The organism is Deinococcus humi (assembly GCF_014201875.1).
In the GTDB taxonomy this organism is placed as follows: domain Bacteria; phylum Deinococcota; class Deinococci; order Deinococcales; family Deinococcaceae; genus Deinococcus; species Deinococcus humi.
Genome location: NZ_JACHFL010000002.1, coordinates 477,381 through 493,519, shown reverse-complemented (window position 1 = coordinate 493,519; position 16,139 = coordinate 477,381). Strand labels below are relative to the sequence as shown.

The 16,139-nt window shown below is 64.4% G+C and carries 12 protein-coding genes and 2 tRNA genes; 5 read left to right on the top strand and 9 right to left on the bottom strand.

Annotated elements, in window-relative coordinates; genetic code table 11:
• Window positions 1-20 precede the first annotated feature (20 nt).
• From HNQ08_RS06045 to HNQ08_RS06025, 5 genes are all read right to left on the bottom strand, one after another.
• Window positions 21-96, bottom strand: a tRNA-Phe gene (locus HNQ08_RS06045).
• Between the two features lie 27 nt (window positions 97-123).
• A tRNA-Asp gene (locus tag HNQ08_RS06040) sits at window positions 124-199 on the bottom strand.
• Between the two features lie 151 nt (window positions 200-350).
• A complete protein-coding gene (locus HNQ08_RS06035; protein WP_184128455.1) occupies window positions 351-1,112 on the bottom strand; it encodes a metallophosphoesterase in 762 nt (253 codons plus the stop codon).
• 154 nt (window positions 1,113-1,266) lie between these two features.
• Window positions 1,267-1,752, bottom strand: coding sequence for a pyridoxamine 5'-phosphate oxidase family protein (locus HNQ08_RS06030; protein WP_184128452.1), 486 nt, complete (start codon window positions 1,750-1,752; stop codon window positions 1,267-1,269).
• Between the two features lie 118 nt (window positions 1,753-1,870).
• On the bottom strand, window positions 1,871-3,145 hold the full coding sequence (locus HNQ08_RS06025; protein WP_184128451.1) for an MFS transporter: 1,275 nt from the start codon (window positions 3,143-3,145) through the stop codon (window positions 1,871-1,873).
• 159 nt (window positions 3,146-3,304) lie between these two features.
• Here HNQ08_RS06025 and HNQ08_RS06020 point away from each other — a divergent pair, with 159 nt between their 5' ends.
• From HNQ08_RS06020 to HNQ08_RS06010, 3 genes are all read left to right on the top strand, one after another.
• The gene (locus HNQ08_RS06020; RefSeq protein ID WP_184128448.1) at window positions 3,305-4,252 is read left to right on the top strand and encodes an aldo/keto reductase; all 948 of its coding nucleotides are present in this window, start codon (window positions 3,305-3,307) and stop codon (window positions 4,250-4,252) included.
• 68 nt (window positions 4,253-4,320) lie between these two features.
• Window positions 4,321-6,561, top strand: a complete 2,241-nt coding sequence (locus tag HNQ08_RS06015) for an ATP-dependent helicase (protein ID WP_184128445.1) — start codon at window positions 4,321-4,323, stop codon at window positions 6,559-6,561.
• 76 nt (window positions 6,562-6,637) lie between these two features.
• Window positions 6,638-6,967, top strand: a complete 330-nt coding sequence (locus HNQ08_RS06010; protein WP_184128442.1) for a cyclic-di-AMP receptor — start codon at window positions 6,638-6,640, stop codon at window positions 6,965-6,967.
• 22 nt (window positions 6,968-6,989) lie between these two features.
• On the opposite strand, the gene HNQ08_RS06005 is transcribed toward HNQ08_RS06010, so the two are convergent.
• Complete coding sequence (locus tag HNQ08_RS06005; protein WP_184128439.1) at window positions 6,990-7,589, bottom strand: HAD family hydrolase; 600 nt, start codon at window positions 7,587-7,589, stop codon at window positions 6,990-6,992.
• 240 nt (window positions 7,590-7,829) lie between these two features.
• Between HNQ08_RS06005 and HNQ08_RS06000 the strand changes: the two genes are divergently transcribed.
• Window positions 7,830-9,152, top strand: a complete 1,323-nt coding sequence (locus HNQ08_RS06000) for an Nramp family divalent metal transporter (protein ID WP_184128436.1) — start codon at window positions 7,830-7,832, stop codon at window positions 9,150-9,152.
• A 178-nt stretch (window positions 9,153-9,330) separates the two neighbouring features.
• Here the strand turns inward: HNQ08_RS06000 and HNQ08_RS05995 are convergent, their stop codons facing one another.
• The 3 genes from HNQ08_RS05995 to HNQ08_RS05985 form a co-directional block, all read right to left on the bottom strand.
• Window positions 9,331-9,804, bottom strand: coding sequence for a hypothetical protein (locus HNQ08_RS05995; RefSeq protein ID WP_184128433.1), 474 nt, complete (start codon window positions 9,802-9,804; stop codon window positions 9,331-9,333).
• Window positions 9,805-9,990: 186 nt separating this feature from the next.
• Window positions 9,991-12,756: a DNA polymerase I gene (polA, locus tag HNQ08_RS05990; protein WP_184128430.1), complete on the bottom strand. Its 2,766-nt coding sequence runs from the start codon at window positions 12,754-12,756 to the stop codon at window positions 9,991-9,993.
• A gap of 45 nt (window positions 12,757-12,801) precedes the next feature.
• A complete protein-coding gene (locus tag HNQ08_RS05985; protein WP_229789694.1) occupies window positions 12,802-13,293 on the bottom strand; it encodes a hypothetical protein in 492 nt (163 codons plus the stop codon).
• Window positions 13,294-13,568: 275 nt separating this feature from the next.
• On the opposite strand from HNQ08_RS05985, the gene glgP reads away from it, so the two are divergent.
• On the top strand, window positions 13,569-16,094 hold the full coding sequence (gene glgP / locus HNQ08_RS05980) for an alpha-glucan family phosphorylase (RefSeq protein ID WP_184128426.1): 2,526 nt from the start codon (window positions 13,569-13,571) through the stop codon (window positions 16,092-16,094).
• Window positions 16,095-16,139: the final 45 nt, after the last annotated feature.

Genomic DNA, 16,139 nt, shown 5'->3' with positions numbered 1-16,139 from the left:
TCAGAGACGAGGTTTCTATTTGGTGGCCAGAGCCGGACTTGAACCGGCGACCCAACGATTTTCAATCGTTTGCTCTACCAGCTGAGCTATCTAGCCTTGCTCTCTCCGCAATGGAGAGGGCGGTGGCGGTCCGGACGGGATTTGAACCCGCGACCTTCTGCGTGACAGGCAGATATGCTAACCGCTACACTACCGGACCCCATGCTGGCGCTTGAATTTTCATTCCTGCCGCTGCCTACGAAAAGCAGCGGGGTTAAGGATAGCCGCGCCCTGGGAACTTGTCAACAAGGCGACAATTCTGCCGCACCGAGCGCGCGCTAAGGCCTGGGCACAACCGGGCCTGCCCGAAGTCAGAATGGCACCGCACGGACCGCCTGCAACGGCACCGGATCGGAGTTGTCGATCATCAGTTCCAGGTACTCGCGGGCGTGAAGGGCGTCAATCATGGCGAACCGGTGTTCCTCGTCCAGGAGGATGCCGTCGTCAATCTGGGTATGGCCGTAGACGCCAAACGCCAGACCAGCCATCTCCACATACTCCGGCGTGTCCCGGAACCAGTGCTTGGTGCTGCGGTCGCCATAGAACAGATCGTCGTATTGGGTGTGGGCGGGCAACGGCGAGACGTGGGCGAACTGTACTGCACCGACCCGCAGTTCGCGAGGGAACTGGCCGATCCAGGTTCGCAGGTGTTCGGGCAGCAGCACACCACCGCGCTCGGGATCAAATTCCAGGTGAACCAGACCGCCGCTGGTGCCCAGGGTATAGCTGCCGTTCAACACAGCGTCATCGTGGTTGCCCAGCAGGATATGGACCGCGTGCGGCGCGGCAGCCTGATAAAGGCGGAGCCGCTCCAGCCCAGCCGCCTGATTGCGCGCCGCCAGCAGCAGATGATCCGGATCACGCATGTGAAAACGCGGCAGGCCGATCAGGCGGGCATATTCGCCCTCGTTCTTGGGATGCACCAGATCGCCGATGAGGACCACCTGAAACAGACCCGAGCGCACTGGAGGCGTCGGCATGAACGAGCCGTCCACACAGCTCGCGGCGCGCAGGGCGGCCCACAATGTCTCAAAATCAGCGTGCACGTCGCCAAAGGCCATAAACTTGAGCATCTGCCCGACAGTGTACTGGGCATGGAGAGCGGACGCGCAGTCAGCCGCGTTGGGCCTGTCGGAGCCATCCAGAGGCGCACGGCATGGACAGCCCCCACCAGCTCATCCAGTCACTGGTGGGGGCTTGGGGCGGATCTTGACGCGGAACGCCGAATTACAACTTAACCGTCTCGTTGTTGCCCATGTCGCCGCGCTTGCCCGTTACTGCCCCTTTTGCCATTTCGTAAAGGGCCTTGACCTTGCCGGGACCTTCCCACAGTTCCGCGCCGTGCGTGCTGATCTTGATCAGCTGGACGTTGGGATCGTCCTTGCCGCCTTCAAAATAGGTCTTGTAGAAGTCACTCCACAGCTCGTCGAGCTTGGCGCGGTCCTCCACCAGTTCGGCGGTGCCAGTCAGACTGACATAGTTGCTGCTGTCGACATCGACGTAGCTCACGTTGACCTGAGGGCGCTGAGCCATGTCATGAACGCTCTCAGTGTCCTTGCCGCCGATGAACCACAGGTCACCGTCGAACTCGGCCTGCTGGGTGGTCATGGGCCGCGCATGCATGTGGCCCGCGTCGGTCACGGTGGTCAGCATGGCGAACTTGACGTCCTTGATGATGCCGGCAATATGTTTGATGGATTGTTCACGGGTCATGTCGTCGCTCATGGTTCAAACCGTGTCACGGCCGGGCATGGACCTGTGGAAGCCACCGCACCGTCTTAATGGGAAGACAAGATTTCCGGCAGATCGGGTGAGTCCCGCTTCCGCGCCGCTACGCCGCCACCTGCTGCGTGCGGTGCGCGTTGTCGGGGACCTTGCGGACCAGCAGCACACCCGCGATAAAGAACACGGCTGCGATGCCAAACACCAGGGTGTAGCCAAAGTTGCCCCCACGCGCGTTGCCCCAGTCCAACAGCGCTCCCTGCGGCGCGCTGGTCATCTGCGGCGCGACGAAGGCCACATGCCAGATGCCCATGTCGCGGGCGTAGCTACTGGCACTGGGCATGGCGTCGCTGCCCAGTGCCCAGTCCACGCTGGTAAAGGCCCCGAAGCCCAGCCCGAAGAACAGCGCCAGACCCAGCGCCACTGTGTAATTGGGCGCGATCAGCAGCAGCAGCGCGGCGGCGGCCATGGCCCCACCCGCCACGTAGATCACCGGCTTGCGCCCCACCCGGTCGCTGATCCGCCCGCCGATCAACGCTGAGACGATGCTGCCCACGATGATGCACGCCAGCATGATGCTGGTGCTGGTGCCCGCATCGGTCTGACGCAGCACGTCGCGGTTGTAGTACTGCAAGAACGGCTGCACGCTGTATTGCCCCAGCGAGAAGAGCACCCGCGTCAGGAAGACCCACAGGAACGCCTGATGGGCGAACAGCTGGGCGATGCTCAGCGTCCGCCCACCTGCAGGGGCCAGGGGCTGTGCCGAAGACTGGGGAGCGGTGGCCTCAGGAATGCCGCGCATGGTGATCAGGGCCGGGACGAGCAGAACCACGGCGATCAGCACAAACGACACGGCGACGGGCAGTTTCAGAATGCCGACGGCGAACGCCGCCACCGCGCCCAGCAATTGCCCTGACGCCTGCAGCAGCGCCATGACGCCGCTGTAGCGCCCACGCTGTTCGGGCGGCACCAGTTGCGGAATCAGGGCTGAATACGGCGCGGTGGCGTAGTTGTTGCCGAACTGCACCAGCAGAAAACCAACGACATAGACCCAGAACCCGTTCATGCCACTGAGCGTCATGGCCGCGAAGCCCATCACCGCCAGACCCACCAGATTCACGGCCACGCCCAGTCGGAGGTACGGCAGCCGCCGCCCGCTGCGGTCACTGCGGGCTCCCACCAGGGGCGGCAGGATCAGGGCCATCACCGCGCCAATCGCCACCAGAGCGCCCAGCGAGGTGCCCTTGCGCGCCTCGCCCACGAAAGTTTCCACGTTGGCGGGCATCAGGATCAGCAGCAGCACCAACCAGTGGAACGCCGTGCCGAACCAGAAGGCGGACAGCACCCACGGATGGGGCGGACGGGCTGAAACTGTGGTGGTCATTGCGGGAAGTATAGGCGTGCGGGCCGGAACCCAGACCCAAACGGGCGCCGAGATCCGGTCCGGGCAACCGCCCCTGAGTCCGAAACCACACTCCACAGCCAACATTTGCCCGACCCCGCCCTCATGCGGGCCGACACGGGCCGGAACAAAATGGGGGCCATGCAAAAACGCCAACTTGGACAGAACGGCCCCGACGTTTCCGTGGTGGGCCTGGGATGCAACAATTTCGGCGGCCGGCTGGATCAGGCCGCCACCAACACAGTCGTGAGGGCCGCGCTGGATCACGGCATCACCCTGTTCGACACCGCCGACATCTACGGCAACCGGGGCGGCTCGGAAACCATGCTCGGGAAGGCGCTGGGCGCGGAGCGGCAGAACATCGTGCTGGCAAGCAAATTCGGTGTCGACATGGGCGAGGCGGGCAAGGGAGCCAGGCCCGAGTACATTCGCAAGGCGCTGGCCGCCAGCCTGAAGCGCCTGGGGACCGACTATCTGGACCTGTATCAGCTCCACACACCTGACCCCACGACGCCACTGGCCGACACGCTGGGGGCGTTGCATGAGCTGGTGCAGTCTGGACAGGTTCGCGCCATCGGCTGCTCCAACCTGGACGCGGCGGGGGTGCGGGAGGCGGCGCAGATTGCCCGGGAGCACAACCTCACCTCGTTCACCTGTGCCCAGGACGAGTACAGCCTGCTGGTGCGCGACGCCGAGAGCGAACTGCTGCCCACCCTGGAGGACCTCAGGATGGGCCTGCTGCCGTACTTTCCGCTGGCGAGCGGGCTGCTGAGCGGCAAGTACGGGCCGGGCAACATCCCCGAAGGCACCCGCTTCGCCTCGTCGCAGGGCGCACAGGACAAGTACATGACGCCGCAGAACTGGACGAAGGTGCAGGCGCTCGAAGCGTTTGCCAGGGAACGCGGCCACACCCTGCTGGAACTGGCCTTCAGCTGGCTGGCCGCCCAGCCCACGGTCAGCAGTGTGATCGCCGGGGCCACCAAACCAGAGCAGATCGCCCAGAACGTTGCAGCCGTGGGCTGGGCTCTGGATGAGGCGGAACAGGCAGAAGTAGACCGCATCACGCGGGGTGAGGCCAGCACGGCCTAGCCAAATATCCCAACAGGCGCCCGCCCCCATTACGCCCTCAGCAGAATCAGGCCTGATAGACTCGTTCGGTGACTTCCGCGCCGGACCAGACTGACCCCAACCAAGTAGACCTGCTGAGCCAGTTGAACGAGACCCAGGCACAGGCCGCCGATCATTTCACCGGCCCCGCGCTGGTGATCGCAGGAGCGGGCAGCGGTAAGACACGCACGCTGATCTACCGGATTGCCCGTCTGATCACCCACTACGGCGTAGACCCCGGTGAGATTCTGGCCGTGACCTTTACCAACAAGGCTGCCGCCGAGATGCGCGAGCGGGCGGGTCACCTGATGCCTGGGGCGAACCGGCTGTGGATGAGCACCTTCCACAGCGCGGGCGTGCGCATTTTGCGGGCTTACGGCGAGCATATCGGGCTACGGCGCGGCTTCGTGATCTACGACGACGACGATCAGCTCGACATTTTCAAGGAAGTCATGGGCAGCATTTCCGGGATCGGCCCGGACACCAGCCCGCGCGTGCTGCGCGGCATCGTGGACCGTGCCAAGAGCAACCTGCTGACCCCGGACGATCTGGCCCGCAGCGGCGATCCATACATCAGCGGCCTGCCGCGCGAGGCCGCCGCGGAGGCGTACCGGCGCTACGAGGGCCGCAAGAAGGGGCAGAACGCCATCGATTTCGGGGACCTGATCACCGAAACGGTGCGGCTGTTTCAGGAAGTGCCGGGGGTCCTGAACGCCGTCCAGAACCGCGCCAGATTTATCCACGTGGACGAGTACCAGGACACCAACAAGGCACAGTACGAGTTGACGCGTCTGCTGGCTTCCAGGGACCGCAATCTGCTCGTCGTTGGCGATCCGGACCAGTCGATCTACAAGTTCCGTGGCGCGGATATTCAGAACATCCTCGACTTCCAGAAGGATTACCCCGACTCCAAGGTCTACATCCTGGAACACAACTACCGCTCCAGCGCCAGCGTCCTGAATCTGGCGAACAAATTGATCGAGAACAACACCGAACGCATGGACAAGACCCTGCGCGCGGTCAAGGAGCACGGTCACGCGGTCATGTTCCACCGCGCCACCGACCACCGCGCCGAGGGCGATTTCGTGGCCGAGTGGCTGACGAGACTGCGCCACGAGGGCCGCAAATTCGCTGACATGGCGATCCTGTACCGCACCAATGCCCAGTCGCGCGTGATGGAGGAGTCGCTGCGGCGGGTGCAGATCCCGGCCAAGATCGTGGGCGGCGTGGGCTTCTATGACCGCCGCGAAATTCGCGACATCCTGGCCTACGCGCGCCTGTCGCTCAACCCGGCAGACGACGTGGCCCTGCGCCGCATCATCGGACGGCCCCGACGCGGCATCGGCGACACGGCGCTGGAAAAGCTGATGGAATGGGCGCGGATCAACGGAACGTCGCTCCTGAACGCCTGCGCTCAGGCCGATGAGGACCACATCCTGGACCGGGGAGCGCAGAAGCCCGTGGAGTTCGCCAGATTGATGGCCGCCATGAGCGAGGCCGCCGAGAACTACGAACCTGCCGCCTTTCTGCGCTTTGTGATCGAGACCAGCGGCTATCTCGATCTGTTGCGCCAGGAGGGGCAGGAGGGACAGGTCCGCATGGAGAACCTGGATGAACTGATCAACGCCGCCGAGGAGTGGTCTGGCGAGAACGACGGCACCATCGGCGACTTTCTGGACGAGGCAGCCCTGCTGTCGAGCGTGGACGACATGCGCTCCAAGACCGAGAACAAGGACGTGCCGGAAGACGCCGTCACCCTGATGACCCTGCACAACGCCAAGGGCCTGGAGTTCCCGGTGGTGTTCATCGTGGGCACCGAGGAGGGGCTGCTGCCCAGCAAGGGCGCCCTCACCGAGATCGGCGGCATCGAGGAGGAACGGCGGCTGTTCTACGTGGGGATCACCCGCGCGATGGAGCGCCTGTTCCTGACCGCCGCGCAGAACCGCATGCAGTACGGCAAGACCAATGCCGCCGAGGACAGCCGGTTTCTGGAGGAAATCGAGGGTGGCTTCGACACCGTGGACCCGTACGGCCAGACGATTGAATACCGCGCCAAGACCTGGAAGCAGTACCGACCCACCGTCCCCCTGCCGTCCGCCGTCAAGAACACCAGCCCGATGACGTCGGGCATGGCCTACCGGGGCGGCGAGCGGGTCAAACACCCCAAGTTTGGCGAGGGACAGGTGCTCGCGGTGGCCGGGACCGGCGACAAGCAGGAAGTCACGGTGCATTTTCCGACAGCAGGGACCAAGAAATTGCTGGTCAAGTTCGCCAATCTCAGCCCGCTGTAAGCACTCCCCGTGCAGGAAAAGCGCTTATAACCCGCTCCGAGTGCCCGCCCATAGCGCATTTGCTATTCTGAGTCTTATGAAGCTCGTACTCGCCGTCATTCAGGACGCAGACGCCACAGCGTTGATCCGCGTCCTCTCGGAGAATGCCTTCGAGGTCACCAAGCTCGCCAGCACCGGCGGCTTTTTACGCGAGGGCAACACCACCCTGATGATTGGCGTTTCGGATGAACGTCTCGACGATCTCAAGCGCTTTGTTCGCCAGACCTGCCGTACCCGCAGCCGCTTGGTGGCCCCCAGCGTTCCGATGGGCGAGCAGAACGAGGGCCTGGTCAGCGATCCTGTAGAGGTCCCGGTGGGCGGGGCCGTGATGTTCGTGATGGGCGTGCAGGAGTTCGTCAAGGTCTAGAGCGTTTCGCGCTTCGCCCAGCTCAGCGCACCCCCAGCGCCGCCAGTTCCTCCTGGAGTTGCGCGGCGTCGCGGTAGTGCACGGCGTTCATGCCCACCGAGCGGGCGGCCTCAGCATTCTGGGCGCGGTCATCGATCATCACGGCCTCCTCGGGGCGCACGTTGGCCAGTTGCAGGCCAATGCGGTAAATCGTGGGGCTGGGCTTCATGACCCCCAGGTAGCATGAGGTAAAGAAGCCCAGCAGAAAATCGTGCAGGCCAAAGGTCCGGATCCGGTGATCGTTCAGGTCATGCCCCTCGTTGTTCAGGGAGTACATGCGCCACCGGCCCGACAGCTCACGCGCCAGTGCCAACGCATCGGGGTGCGACTTGCTCTCGGCCTCCATCGCGGCGCGGAACTCGTCGGGCGTAAAGTCACGCGGGGCGTAGAACAGGGTCTGTCCCAGATACTCGGCCAGGGTCATCCGGCCCAGTTCCAGTTCCGGTGCGGCCAGTTTGTGGCGCTCCGTGAACTCCGTGATGTCCAGACCAAACCGCTCCAGCACGTCCGCACGCTGTTCCCGGTCCCAGCCGTTGGTGAGCAACACGCCGCCGATATCCCAGAACACCGCTTTGATGGTCATGCGCCCCAGCTTAGAGGATGAATTTCTCTGCGGCCTCCAGCTGTCCTTTCTGCTAGGACTCACATTTTGCGAGCCGCCCATCCCAGTGCCTCCGCCGAGGAGATGGCAGGACACTTGCATTTCGTTTTAGGTGGACCTAAGGTACGCCATGATTGTTGTGGTTGCCTTTCCGCCCACTCTCCCCGGTCCCGTCTCCCCCTTCTGCGCGCCCGACCTCAGCCACCTTCCCGGTACGTGCGAATGATCACCGACAAGGGGTGGCGGCAGGAGAATCTGGGCGAATCGCTGAGCGATGTCAAGCGCATCAGGATCGATTACAGCAAACCACCCTGGCGGCGCTTCCTGGCCTTCCTGGGACCGGGAGCACTCGTTGCGGTGGGCTACATGGACCCGGGCAACTGGGCCACGTCAATCGCGGGGGGCAGCGCCTACGGCTACACCCTGCTGAGCATGGTGCTGATCTCCAGCCTGATGGCGATCTACCTGCAGGCCCTGACCGCCCGGCTGGGCATCGCCACCGGGCGCGATCTGGCGCAGGCCTGCCGTGACCACTTCAGCAAACCTGCCGCCATGGCCCTGTGGATCTCCGCCGAGATCGCGATTATCGCCACCGATCTGGCCGAGGTGATCGGCACGGCCATCGCCCTCAACCTGCTGTTCGGCCTGCCCCTGCTGATCGGCGTGATCCTGACCGTCGCCGACGTGCTGCTGATCCTGCTCTTGCAGAACAAGGGCTTCCGCTACGTGGAGGCGCTGGTCATCACCCTTATCGCCACCATTGCCGTGGCCTTCCTGTTCGAGATGATCTTTTCCAAGCCCGAACTCGCTCCCCTCCTGGGCGGTCTGGTGCCCACCCGGCAGTTGCTCGACCCCGCTGTGCTGTACGTCGGCATCGGTATTCTGGGCGCGACGGTCATGCCGCACAACCTGTACCTGCACTCGGCCATCGTCAACACGCGCGGCTACGACAAGTCGCCCGAGGGCAAGCGCGAGGCGATCAGGTTCGCCACCTGGGATTCCTCAATTGCCCTGACCTTCGCCTTTTTCATCAACGCCTCGATCCTGATCCTCGCGGCCGCCGCCTTCCATTTCGCCGGGCGCACCGACATAGCCGAGATCCAGGAAGCTTACAAGCTGCTCTCCCCCATCCTGGGTGCGGGGGCCGCCAGCGTGCTGTTCGCTGTGGCGCTCCTGGCCTCGGGGCAAAACAGCACCCTGACCGGGACCCTGACCGGACAGATCGTGATGGAAGGCTTCGTGAACATCCGCCTTAAGCCGTGGGTGCGGCGGCTGGTCACGCGCCTGATCGCCATTATCCCCACCGTCATTGTGGTGCTGATCTACGGCGAGAAGGGAACCGGGCAACTGCTGATCCTGTCGCAGGTAATCTTGTCCATGCAACTGTCCTTCGCCGTCGTGCCGCTGATGATGTTCAGCGGGGACAGGCGCAAGATGGGCGAGTTTGTGATCAAGCCGTTCTGGAAATGGGTGGGCTGGGCCATCACGGTGCTGATCATTGGCTTGAACGTCTTTTTACTGGCCCAAACCTTCTTCGGCGGCTGATGTTCAGGCCAGGAGGGGCCGGGTCAGTTCAGCGATGACGCCCGGCCCCGTTTTCAATGGCTGTCAAGCAGGGCGTATCGGCCAAGTCGATGTACGTCCCGGGAGACGAGGCGAACGGTTCCAGTGGGTCAGGGACGTGCCCGAACATGCGCTGTGCGCCCCAGGTCCAGACTGGACGTCATAAAGCGATCCGTATGATCCCCGGGGGAAGCAGCACCACGCTGACCTCAATCGGGGTTTCCTTGTCCCATTGCACGGTCGTCACATAGATCGTCCGGTCCTCCAGCAGCCAGCTTGCGCCTCCCCGCTCCTCACTGGGCTCGCCGAAAACCTGCGCGGCTTCAGCGACCACGGCCTGCAACCGTTCGCCCGCCTCATCGTGATGTCGCGCGATAGCGATGTCAGGGTTATCCCGCTCCTCATCGGTGAAGTCGCCATCGCCGTCCTCGAGTTGCGTGTAGAAGGGCTCGGATTCAAGAAGGGTCAGATATAGGCAGAAGATGTCTTCATTCACCTCGAGGCGTATGAAGCGCAGGCCGCTGGGGAGCGTCACGCCCTCTGCGGGCAGCGCAGCCCAATCCCAGGTGACAGGCAGGGCCAGAAGGGCGGCCCACAGGGCGGCGCGGTCATCAGGAGCGACAAGAACGTTCATCGCCTCATAGCCTACGGCGTGTCGCACACGGGCCCATCAGACAGGCTCAACCCCATTGCGTGCACGCCCTGGAGAGACGGCCTGACAGCGGAAGACGGCCACGACAGCACGGGCCTGGATGGGTCAACTGCACCCGAACACTGACTGGCCAGAGGAAAAGTGTTCAGCTTATGAGCAGCACAACCTCTACTTCGCGTCGTACCAGTTCGGCCCCACCCCAGCCTCCACGGCCAGCGGCACACTCAGGGTGGCCGCTCCCTCCATGATCTGACGGGTGATGCGGGCCACCTCGTCGGAACGGTGCTCGGGCGCCTCGATCAGCAGTTCATCATGCACCTGAAGCAGCAGGCGGGCGCCGAGCGCGTCCAGTTCCTTGTCCAGTTTGACCATCGCCAGCTTGATGATGTCGGAGGCCGTGCCCTGAATGGGCATGTTGTAGGCCAGCCGCTCGCCGGCCTCGCGCACGTTGCGGTTGGTGGACGTCAGTTCAGGGACGTAGCGGCGGCGGCCATACATGGTTTCCACGTAACCGTGCGTGCGGCCAAACTCCAGCGTCTCGTCAATGTACTTGCGGATGCCCGGATACGTGCTGAAGTAGATCTCGATAAACGAGGCTGCCTCCACGTAGGGAATCCCCAGATCGTTGCTGAGGCGGTGGGCGCTCATGCCATACAGCACGCCGAAATTGACCGTCTTGGCGGCGCGGCGCTGATCGGGGGTAATGCCACCCTCGTCCAGCCCCAGCACCTGCGCGGCGGTGCGGCGGTGAATGTCCGCGCCCTCTTGAAAGGCCCGCTGCATCAGGGGATCGCTGGAGATGTGGGCCAGCAGCCGCAACTCGATCTGCGAGTAGTCGGCGGCAATCAGGCAAAAGCCCTTATCCGCGATAAAGCCCTTGCGAATCTCACGTCCCACCTGCGAGCGGATGGGGATGTTCTGGAGGTTGGGATTCAGGCTGCTCAGGCGCCCTGTCGCCACCGCCGTCTGCGCGAAGGTGGTGTGCAGGCGCCCCGTGCGTGGATTGACAAGGCTGGGCAGCGGATCAAGGTACGTCCCCCGCAGCTTGTCCAGCTCGCGGTATTCCAGCAGCAAGGGGATGACGGGGTGTTCGTCGCGCAGCGGCTCGAGGGCGCTGATCGCCGTGCTGCGCTTGCCCGTCAGTTTGGTCTTCTTGCCGCTGGCAAGGCCGAGTTCGTCGTACAGCACGGTCTCAAGCTGCTGCGGACTGCGGATGGAGAATTCACGTCCGGCGTGCGTGTGGATCTCGGCCTCCAGCGTCTGCAGGCGGGCAGCGGTCGACGCGGCCAGCCCACGCAGGTACTCGGAGTCCAGGCGCACGCCGCGCACTTCCATACGGGTCAGGACGGCGGCCAGCGGCTTTTCCATGTCCTCGTACAGTCTGGTGCGGGCCTCATCCAGTTGAGGCGGCAGGTCCCGGAGCAGCCGCGCGGTGATGGACGCGCGGGCGGGGGCGTCGTCCGGCCAGGCCACGTTCAGGTAACGCTTGGTCACCACCGCCATGTTCATGTTGCCCGGATCCAGCAGGTAGGCCATGAGCAGTGGATCCTCACCCGGCTCCACCACGGTTCCGCGCACGCTCAAGTGGGCGGCCAGGGCTTTGGCCGCCGCCGCATTGACCCGGCGCTGGCCCACGAACTCCGTGTCGTCCACGGTGGCGGGAAACTGGGCACGAAGTTTGGCAAGGGCTTTTTCCGCGTCCTTGACCGCCTTCTCAGCGGCCTTCTGTTCCTTCTTGGTGGTAGGGCCGTCTGTGTCGAACAGGTTGGGCGTGGAGGACATGGCCCCAGCCTTCTGCCACTCCTCCGGTTCCTGGCTGGGGGCCTCGCGGGTGATCCCGGCCCCGTCCTTTGTCGGCTCGAAGGTGGCGGCCCCGGTCAGCGCCGCCGTCAGGTCATCCTCACGCGACAGAACGTAGCCCCAGATCACGCCCTCCTTCGGGGTGCGCCACGCCTCGGTGCGAGGTGCCTCAAAGGCGGCGGGCGCGGCGGCCTCGTCGTCGGGATGAAGTTCTGTGTCGGGGGCCACCTCCTCCTGAGCGTCCAGCCCGGCAATATCGCGCCCGATGGCATGCAGTTCCAGTTCCCCGATCAACTCCGCGAGACGCGCGGGGTTGCCCGGCAGGCGGCCCGTCCCGAATTCCACGTCCAGCGGCAGATCGGTCACCATGCATGACATCTGGTGGCTGAACTGCACGTCCTTTTCGGAGGCCAGCAGCTTCTCGCGCGTGCCCTTCGGCTCCAGTGTGCCAGCGTGGGCGGCCTCGTAAATCTTGTCCAGCGTGCCGTAGTCCTGCAGCAGTTTGGCGGCAGTCTTGGGACCGATTCCCTTCGCGCCGGGGATGTTGTCGCTGGCGTCCCCCGTCATGGCGCGGTAATCCACCCACTGACGCACGGTCACGCCGTATTTTTCCAGCACCTCGGCGGGCCCGATCAGCCGGAAATCATTGGTGATGACGCGCACATGGTCATCAAGCAGCTGGTAGGCGTCGCGGTCACTGGTCACGATACGGACCTGCATGCCGTTGCCCTCGGCCTTGCGGGTCAGGGAAGCGATTACGTCGTCGGCCTCGTAGCCGGGTTCTTCCAGACGCGGAAAGCCGATGGCATCGACGATTTCGCGAATGCGGTTGATCTGCCCCGGCAGGTCGGAGGGCATCTCGGCCCGGCCCGACTTGTAGCCGTCGAACTGCTCGTGCCGGAAGGTTTTGACCGGCGGATCGAAGAGGATGATGATCTGGTTGCTGCGCTGCCGGGCCAGGCGCAGGGTCAGGCGCAGAAAACCGACGATGGCATTGGTGGCCTCGCCCTTGGAGTTGCTCAGCGGCGGCAGCGCGAAATACGAGCGGAACGCCAGCGCGTGTCCGTCGATCAGCACCAGCGTGTCGGGCTTCGGGGCGTCCGGCGCAGGCTTGTCGGTGGCGGGAGAGGTCATGAGGGTAATTCTACTCTGAGCGTAATGCCGTATGGTTCGCCAGGATCAGCGGCCCTGCCGCTCTCCCATCCAGCCGCGAATCTGTCGTCCCATCGCGTCCAGCACTGGGCGGCTTTTCAGGCAGGCGACCAGGGCGCGGGTGGCGTGGTGTTCGTCGCCACGCACAGCCTCTTGCAGATGTGACCTGACCACCGGATTGAGCAGACCACTTACAAAGAGGAGGTCACGGAGCAGGTCGTCCACGGGAAGAACTGCGTTCAGCTCCCCATCCCCCGTAACCGTCTGCACCACCACCCGCCCACGTTCGTCCAGTTCCAGGAGCGCGTGCAGCGGCTTTCCGGCCCGCCCGGTGACGTGTTCCACGGTGGGCAGGAAGGCGCGCACTAGATTCAGGGCAAGGCTGCGCCCCAGGAAGATCAGGCGCGGCTGGTCATGCAAGGTGGCGTCCAGCGTCTGCGCCAGATGGCGGGCCAGCCGGTCCCCCTCGTCCATCAGGGCCTGGGTCTCGGGGTCCAGTCCGGCGTCGGGTACGGTCACGTCGCAGAGGTTAGCGCCGCAGGGTGTCCAGCGTCAGGGTGTGGCCGTCGCAACCACAGGCGTCGCTGGTCCCATCTCCCCCTCGTTTGACTGCCCATCCGCGCGGCAATTCACCACAGTCTGCTGGAGCCCTGTCGGCAGGTTGCGGGCGGCCTGTGCCAGCGGAAGCGCTCCCACAGCGCTTCCGCCCCGCTCGAACTTCTGTCTGGACAACCTCTATTTTTATCGTCCACAGCGCCGTCTTCAGCCGGGTCTGTAGGATAAGCTCAGGCGATATGAACGTCATTGGCAAAGTCACCGTACTCCCCCAGCTGCCGCCCTCCATCGCGCGGCTCTCCGAATTGGCCTACAACCTGTACTGGTCCTGGACCCCCCACGCGCAGGCGCTGTATCAGGATCTCGATCCGCAGGTGTGGGAGACGTTCGGGCAGAACCCGGTGCGGACTCTGCTGGAAGTGCCGCAGGCGCGGCTCGATACGGTGGCCGCCGACAAGACCTATCTGGCCCGCTACACCAGCGTTATGGCCGATTTCGACGCCTACATGGGCAAGAAGAAGACCTGGGCCAGTCAGAATGCGCCGGACATGAAGCCGGTGGCGTATTTCAGCATGGAGTACGGCTTCCACGAGTCGCTGCCCATTTACAGCGGCGGCCTGGGCGTGCTCGCCGGGGATCACTGCAAGAGCGCCTCGGACCTCGGGCTGCCGTTCACGGCGGTAGGCATGCTGTTCCATCAGGGTTACTTCCGGCAGCTGTTCGACAGGGACGGCTGGCAGAACGAGGCCTACGACGAGCTGGACCTGACCACGCTGCCCATCACCCCGGCCCGCACGCCGGACGGCCAGGAAGCGCGGGTCTCGGTGCGAATCGGCAACCGCGACATTGTGGTGCGGGTGTGGAATCTGACCATCGGACGTATCCGGGTGCTGCTGCTGGACACCAACGTCCCTGAGAACAGCGAGGAGGACCGCAAGCTGACGGCCCGGTTGTACGGCGGCAACCAGGAACTGCGCGTGCAGCAGTACGTGTTGCTGGGCGTGGCGGGCATCCGGGCGCTGCGGGCACTGGGCGTCCCTGCCGCCGTCTACCACATGAACGAGGGCCACGCCGCCCTGCTGGGCCTGGAACGCATCCGCGAGTGTGTGGACTCGGGCCTGGATTTCCGCACTGCGCTGGAAACCGTCGCCAGTTCCACGCTCTTTACCACGCACACCCCGGTGGCCGCCGGAAACGACGCCTTCGCCTATGACCTGATGGACCGCTACCTGGGCCAGTGGCCGGGCCTGCTGTCGGTGTCGCGCGAGGAGCTGTACGAGCTGGCCCGCCACGATCAGAACTGGGACGGCCAGACTGTTCCGGCCTTTTCCATGACCGTGTTTGCGCTGCGGATGAGCCGCGCGGCCAACGGCGTCTCGGAGCTGCACGGCGAGGTCAGCCGCGACATGTGGAAGTTCCTGTACCCCGGCGCAGAAGCCGAGGAGGTGCCGATCGGACACGTGACCAACGGGGCGCATAACCTGACCTTTACCAGTCAGGCCATGCGTGACCTCCTGGCGACGGTGCTGCCGCAGGACTGGACAGAGCGCCTGGAAGACGAGGAGATGTGGAAGGCGGTTGAGGAGCTGAGCGACGCGCAGCTGAGCACCGTGCAGTTGGAGACCAAGCGCGAGATGATCACGTTTATCCGTGCCCGCATGCGCGAGCAGATGCTCCGTAACGGGGCCAGCGCCGCTGACGTGGCCGCCACTGATTCGCTGATGGACGCGCAGACCCTGACCATCGGCTTTGCACGGCGTTTCGCCACCTACAAGCGCGCCACGCTGCTGTTCCGGGACCGCGAACGCTTGGCCCGGATCGTCAATCACCCGGAACGTCCGGTGCAGTTCGTTTTCGCAGGCAAGGCACACCCCGCCGACAATCCCGGCAAGGCCTTTATCCAGGAAATCTACAAGATGTCCCAGGAGCCCGAATTCCTCGGGAAGATCGTCATCCTGGAAAACTACGACATGAACGTGGCCCGCCATCTGGTGCAGGGCGTGGACATCTGGCTCAACAACCCACGCCGCCCGCTGGAGGCCTCCGGGACCAGCGGCATGAAGGCCAGCTTTAACGGCAGCCCCAATTTCAGCGTGCTGGACGGCTGGTGGCGCGAGGGATACGACGGAACCAACGGCTGGCCGATTGGCGAGGAGCGCGAGTACGCGGACCTGAACGTGCAGGACGACGCCGACGCCTACAGCCTGTACCAGACGCTGGAAGAGGACATCGTGCCCCGCTACTACGGCAGTGCCACGGGTCAGGACTCGTGGGCCTACTCAGTGCGCCGCTCGATTGAAACCGTCAGCCCGCGCTTTTCCATGCAGCGTCAGGTCATTGACTACGTGCAGAAGTACTACCTGCCGCTGGGCACGCGTGGTCAGGCCGTGGCCGCCAACAACAGCGCCCAGGCCCGCGCCATCGCCGGATGGAAAACCTGGGTGCGTCAGCAGTGGCCCTACACCAGCGTCAGCGCCCAGGCCGAGCTGCCCGCCACCTGTCACCCCGGCCAGACCGCGCCGATCAGCGCCCAGGTCAACCCGGCAGGCATCTCGCTGGACGAACTGCGCGTGGAAGCGGTGCTCAACCGTGCCGGACATCTGACGCGCTTTCCTCTGGAGAACCGGGGCGACGGCACGTTCAGCGCTGACGTGCCGCTGGCAGAAAGCGGACTGTACTCGGTGGGCGTGCGAATGATCCCCGAGATTGACGGCCTGAGCAACGAGTTGGAAGCCGGACTGATCAAGTGGGCCACCGCACGCTGATCCGGCTTTGAACCTGTGGGAGGCGGGCCACACCGACGTGGCCCG

What these genes read in the sequence shown, in the direction of transcription:
- polA (WP_184128430.1), bottom strand. Translation starts at nt 12,756, where the DNA reads ATGACCTCTCCCGCCACCGACAAGCCTGCGCCGGACGCCCCGAAGCCC.
- HNQ08_RS06005 (WP_184128439.1), bottom strand. Translation starts at nt 7,589, where the DNA reads ATGACCATCAAAGCGGTGTTCTGGGATATCGGCGGCGTGTTGCTCACC.
- HNQ08_RS06010 (WP_184128442.1), top strand. Translation starts at nt 6,638, where the DNA reads ATGAAGCTCGTACTCGCCGTCATTCAGGACGCAGACGCCACAGCGTTG.
- glgP (WP_184128426.1), top strand. Translation starts at nt 13,569, where the DNA reads ATGAACGTCATTGGCAAAGTCACCGTACTCCCCCAGCTGCCGCCCTCC.
- HNQ08_RS06000 (WP_184128436.1), top strand. Translation starts at nt 7,830, where the DNA reads ATGATCACCGACAAGGGGTGGCGGCAGGAGAATCTGGGCGAATCGCTG.
- HNQ08_RS06025 (WP_184128451.1), bottom strand. Translation starts at nt 3,145, where the DNA reads ATGACCACCACAGTTTCAGCCCGTCCGCCCCATCCGTGGGTGCTGTCC.
- HNQ08_RS06030 (WP_184128452.1), bottom strand. Translation starts at nt 1,752, where the DNA reads ATGACCCGTGAACAATCCATCAAACATATTGCCGGCATCATCAAGGAC.
- HNQ08_RS06020 (WP_184128448.1), top strand. Translation starts at nt 3,305, where the DNA reads ATGCAAAAACGCCAACTTGGACAGAACGGCCCCGACGTTTCCGTGGTG.
- HNQ08_RS05995 (WP_184128433.1), bottom strand. Translation starts at nt 9,804, where the DNA reads ATGAACGTTCTTGTCGCTCCTGATGACCGCGCCGCCCTGTGGGCCGCC.
- HNQ08_RS06035 (WP_184128455.1), bottom strand. Translation starts at nt 1,112, where the DNA reads ATGCTCAAGTTTATGGCCTTTGGCGACGTGCACGCTGATTTTGAGACA.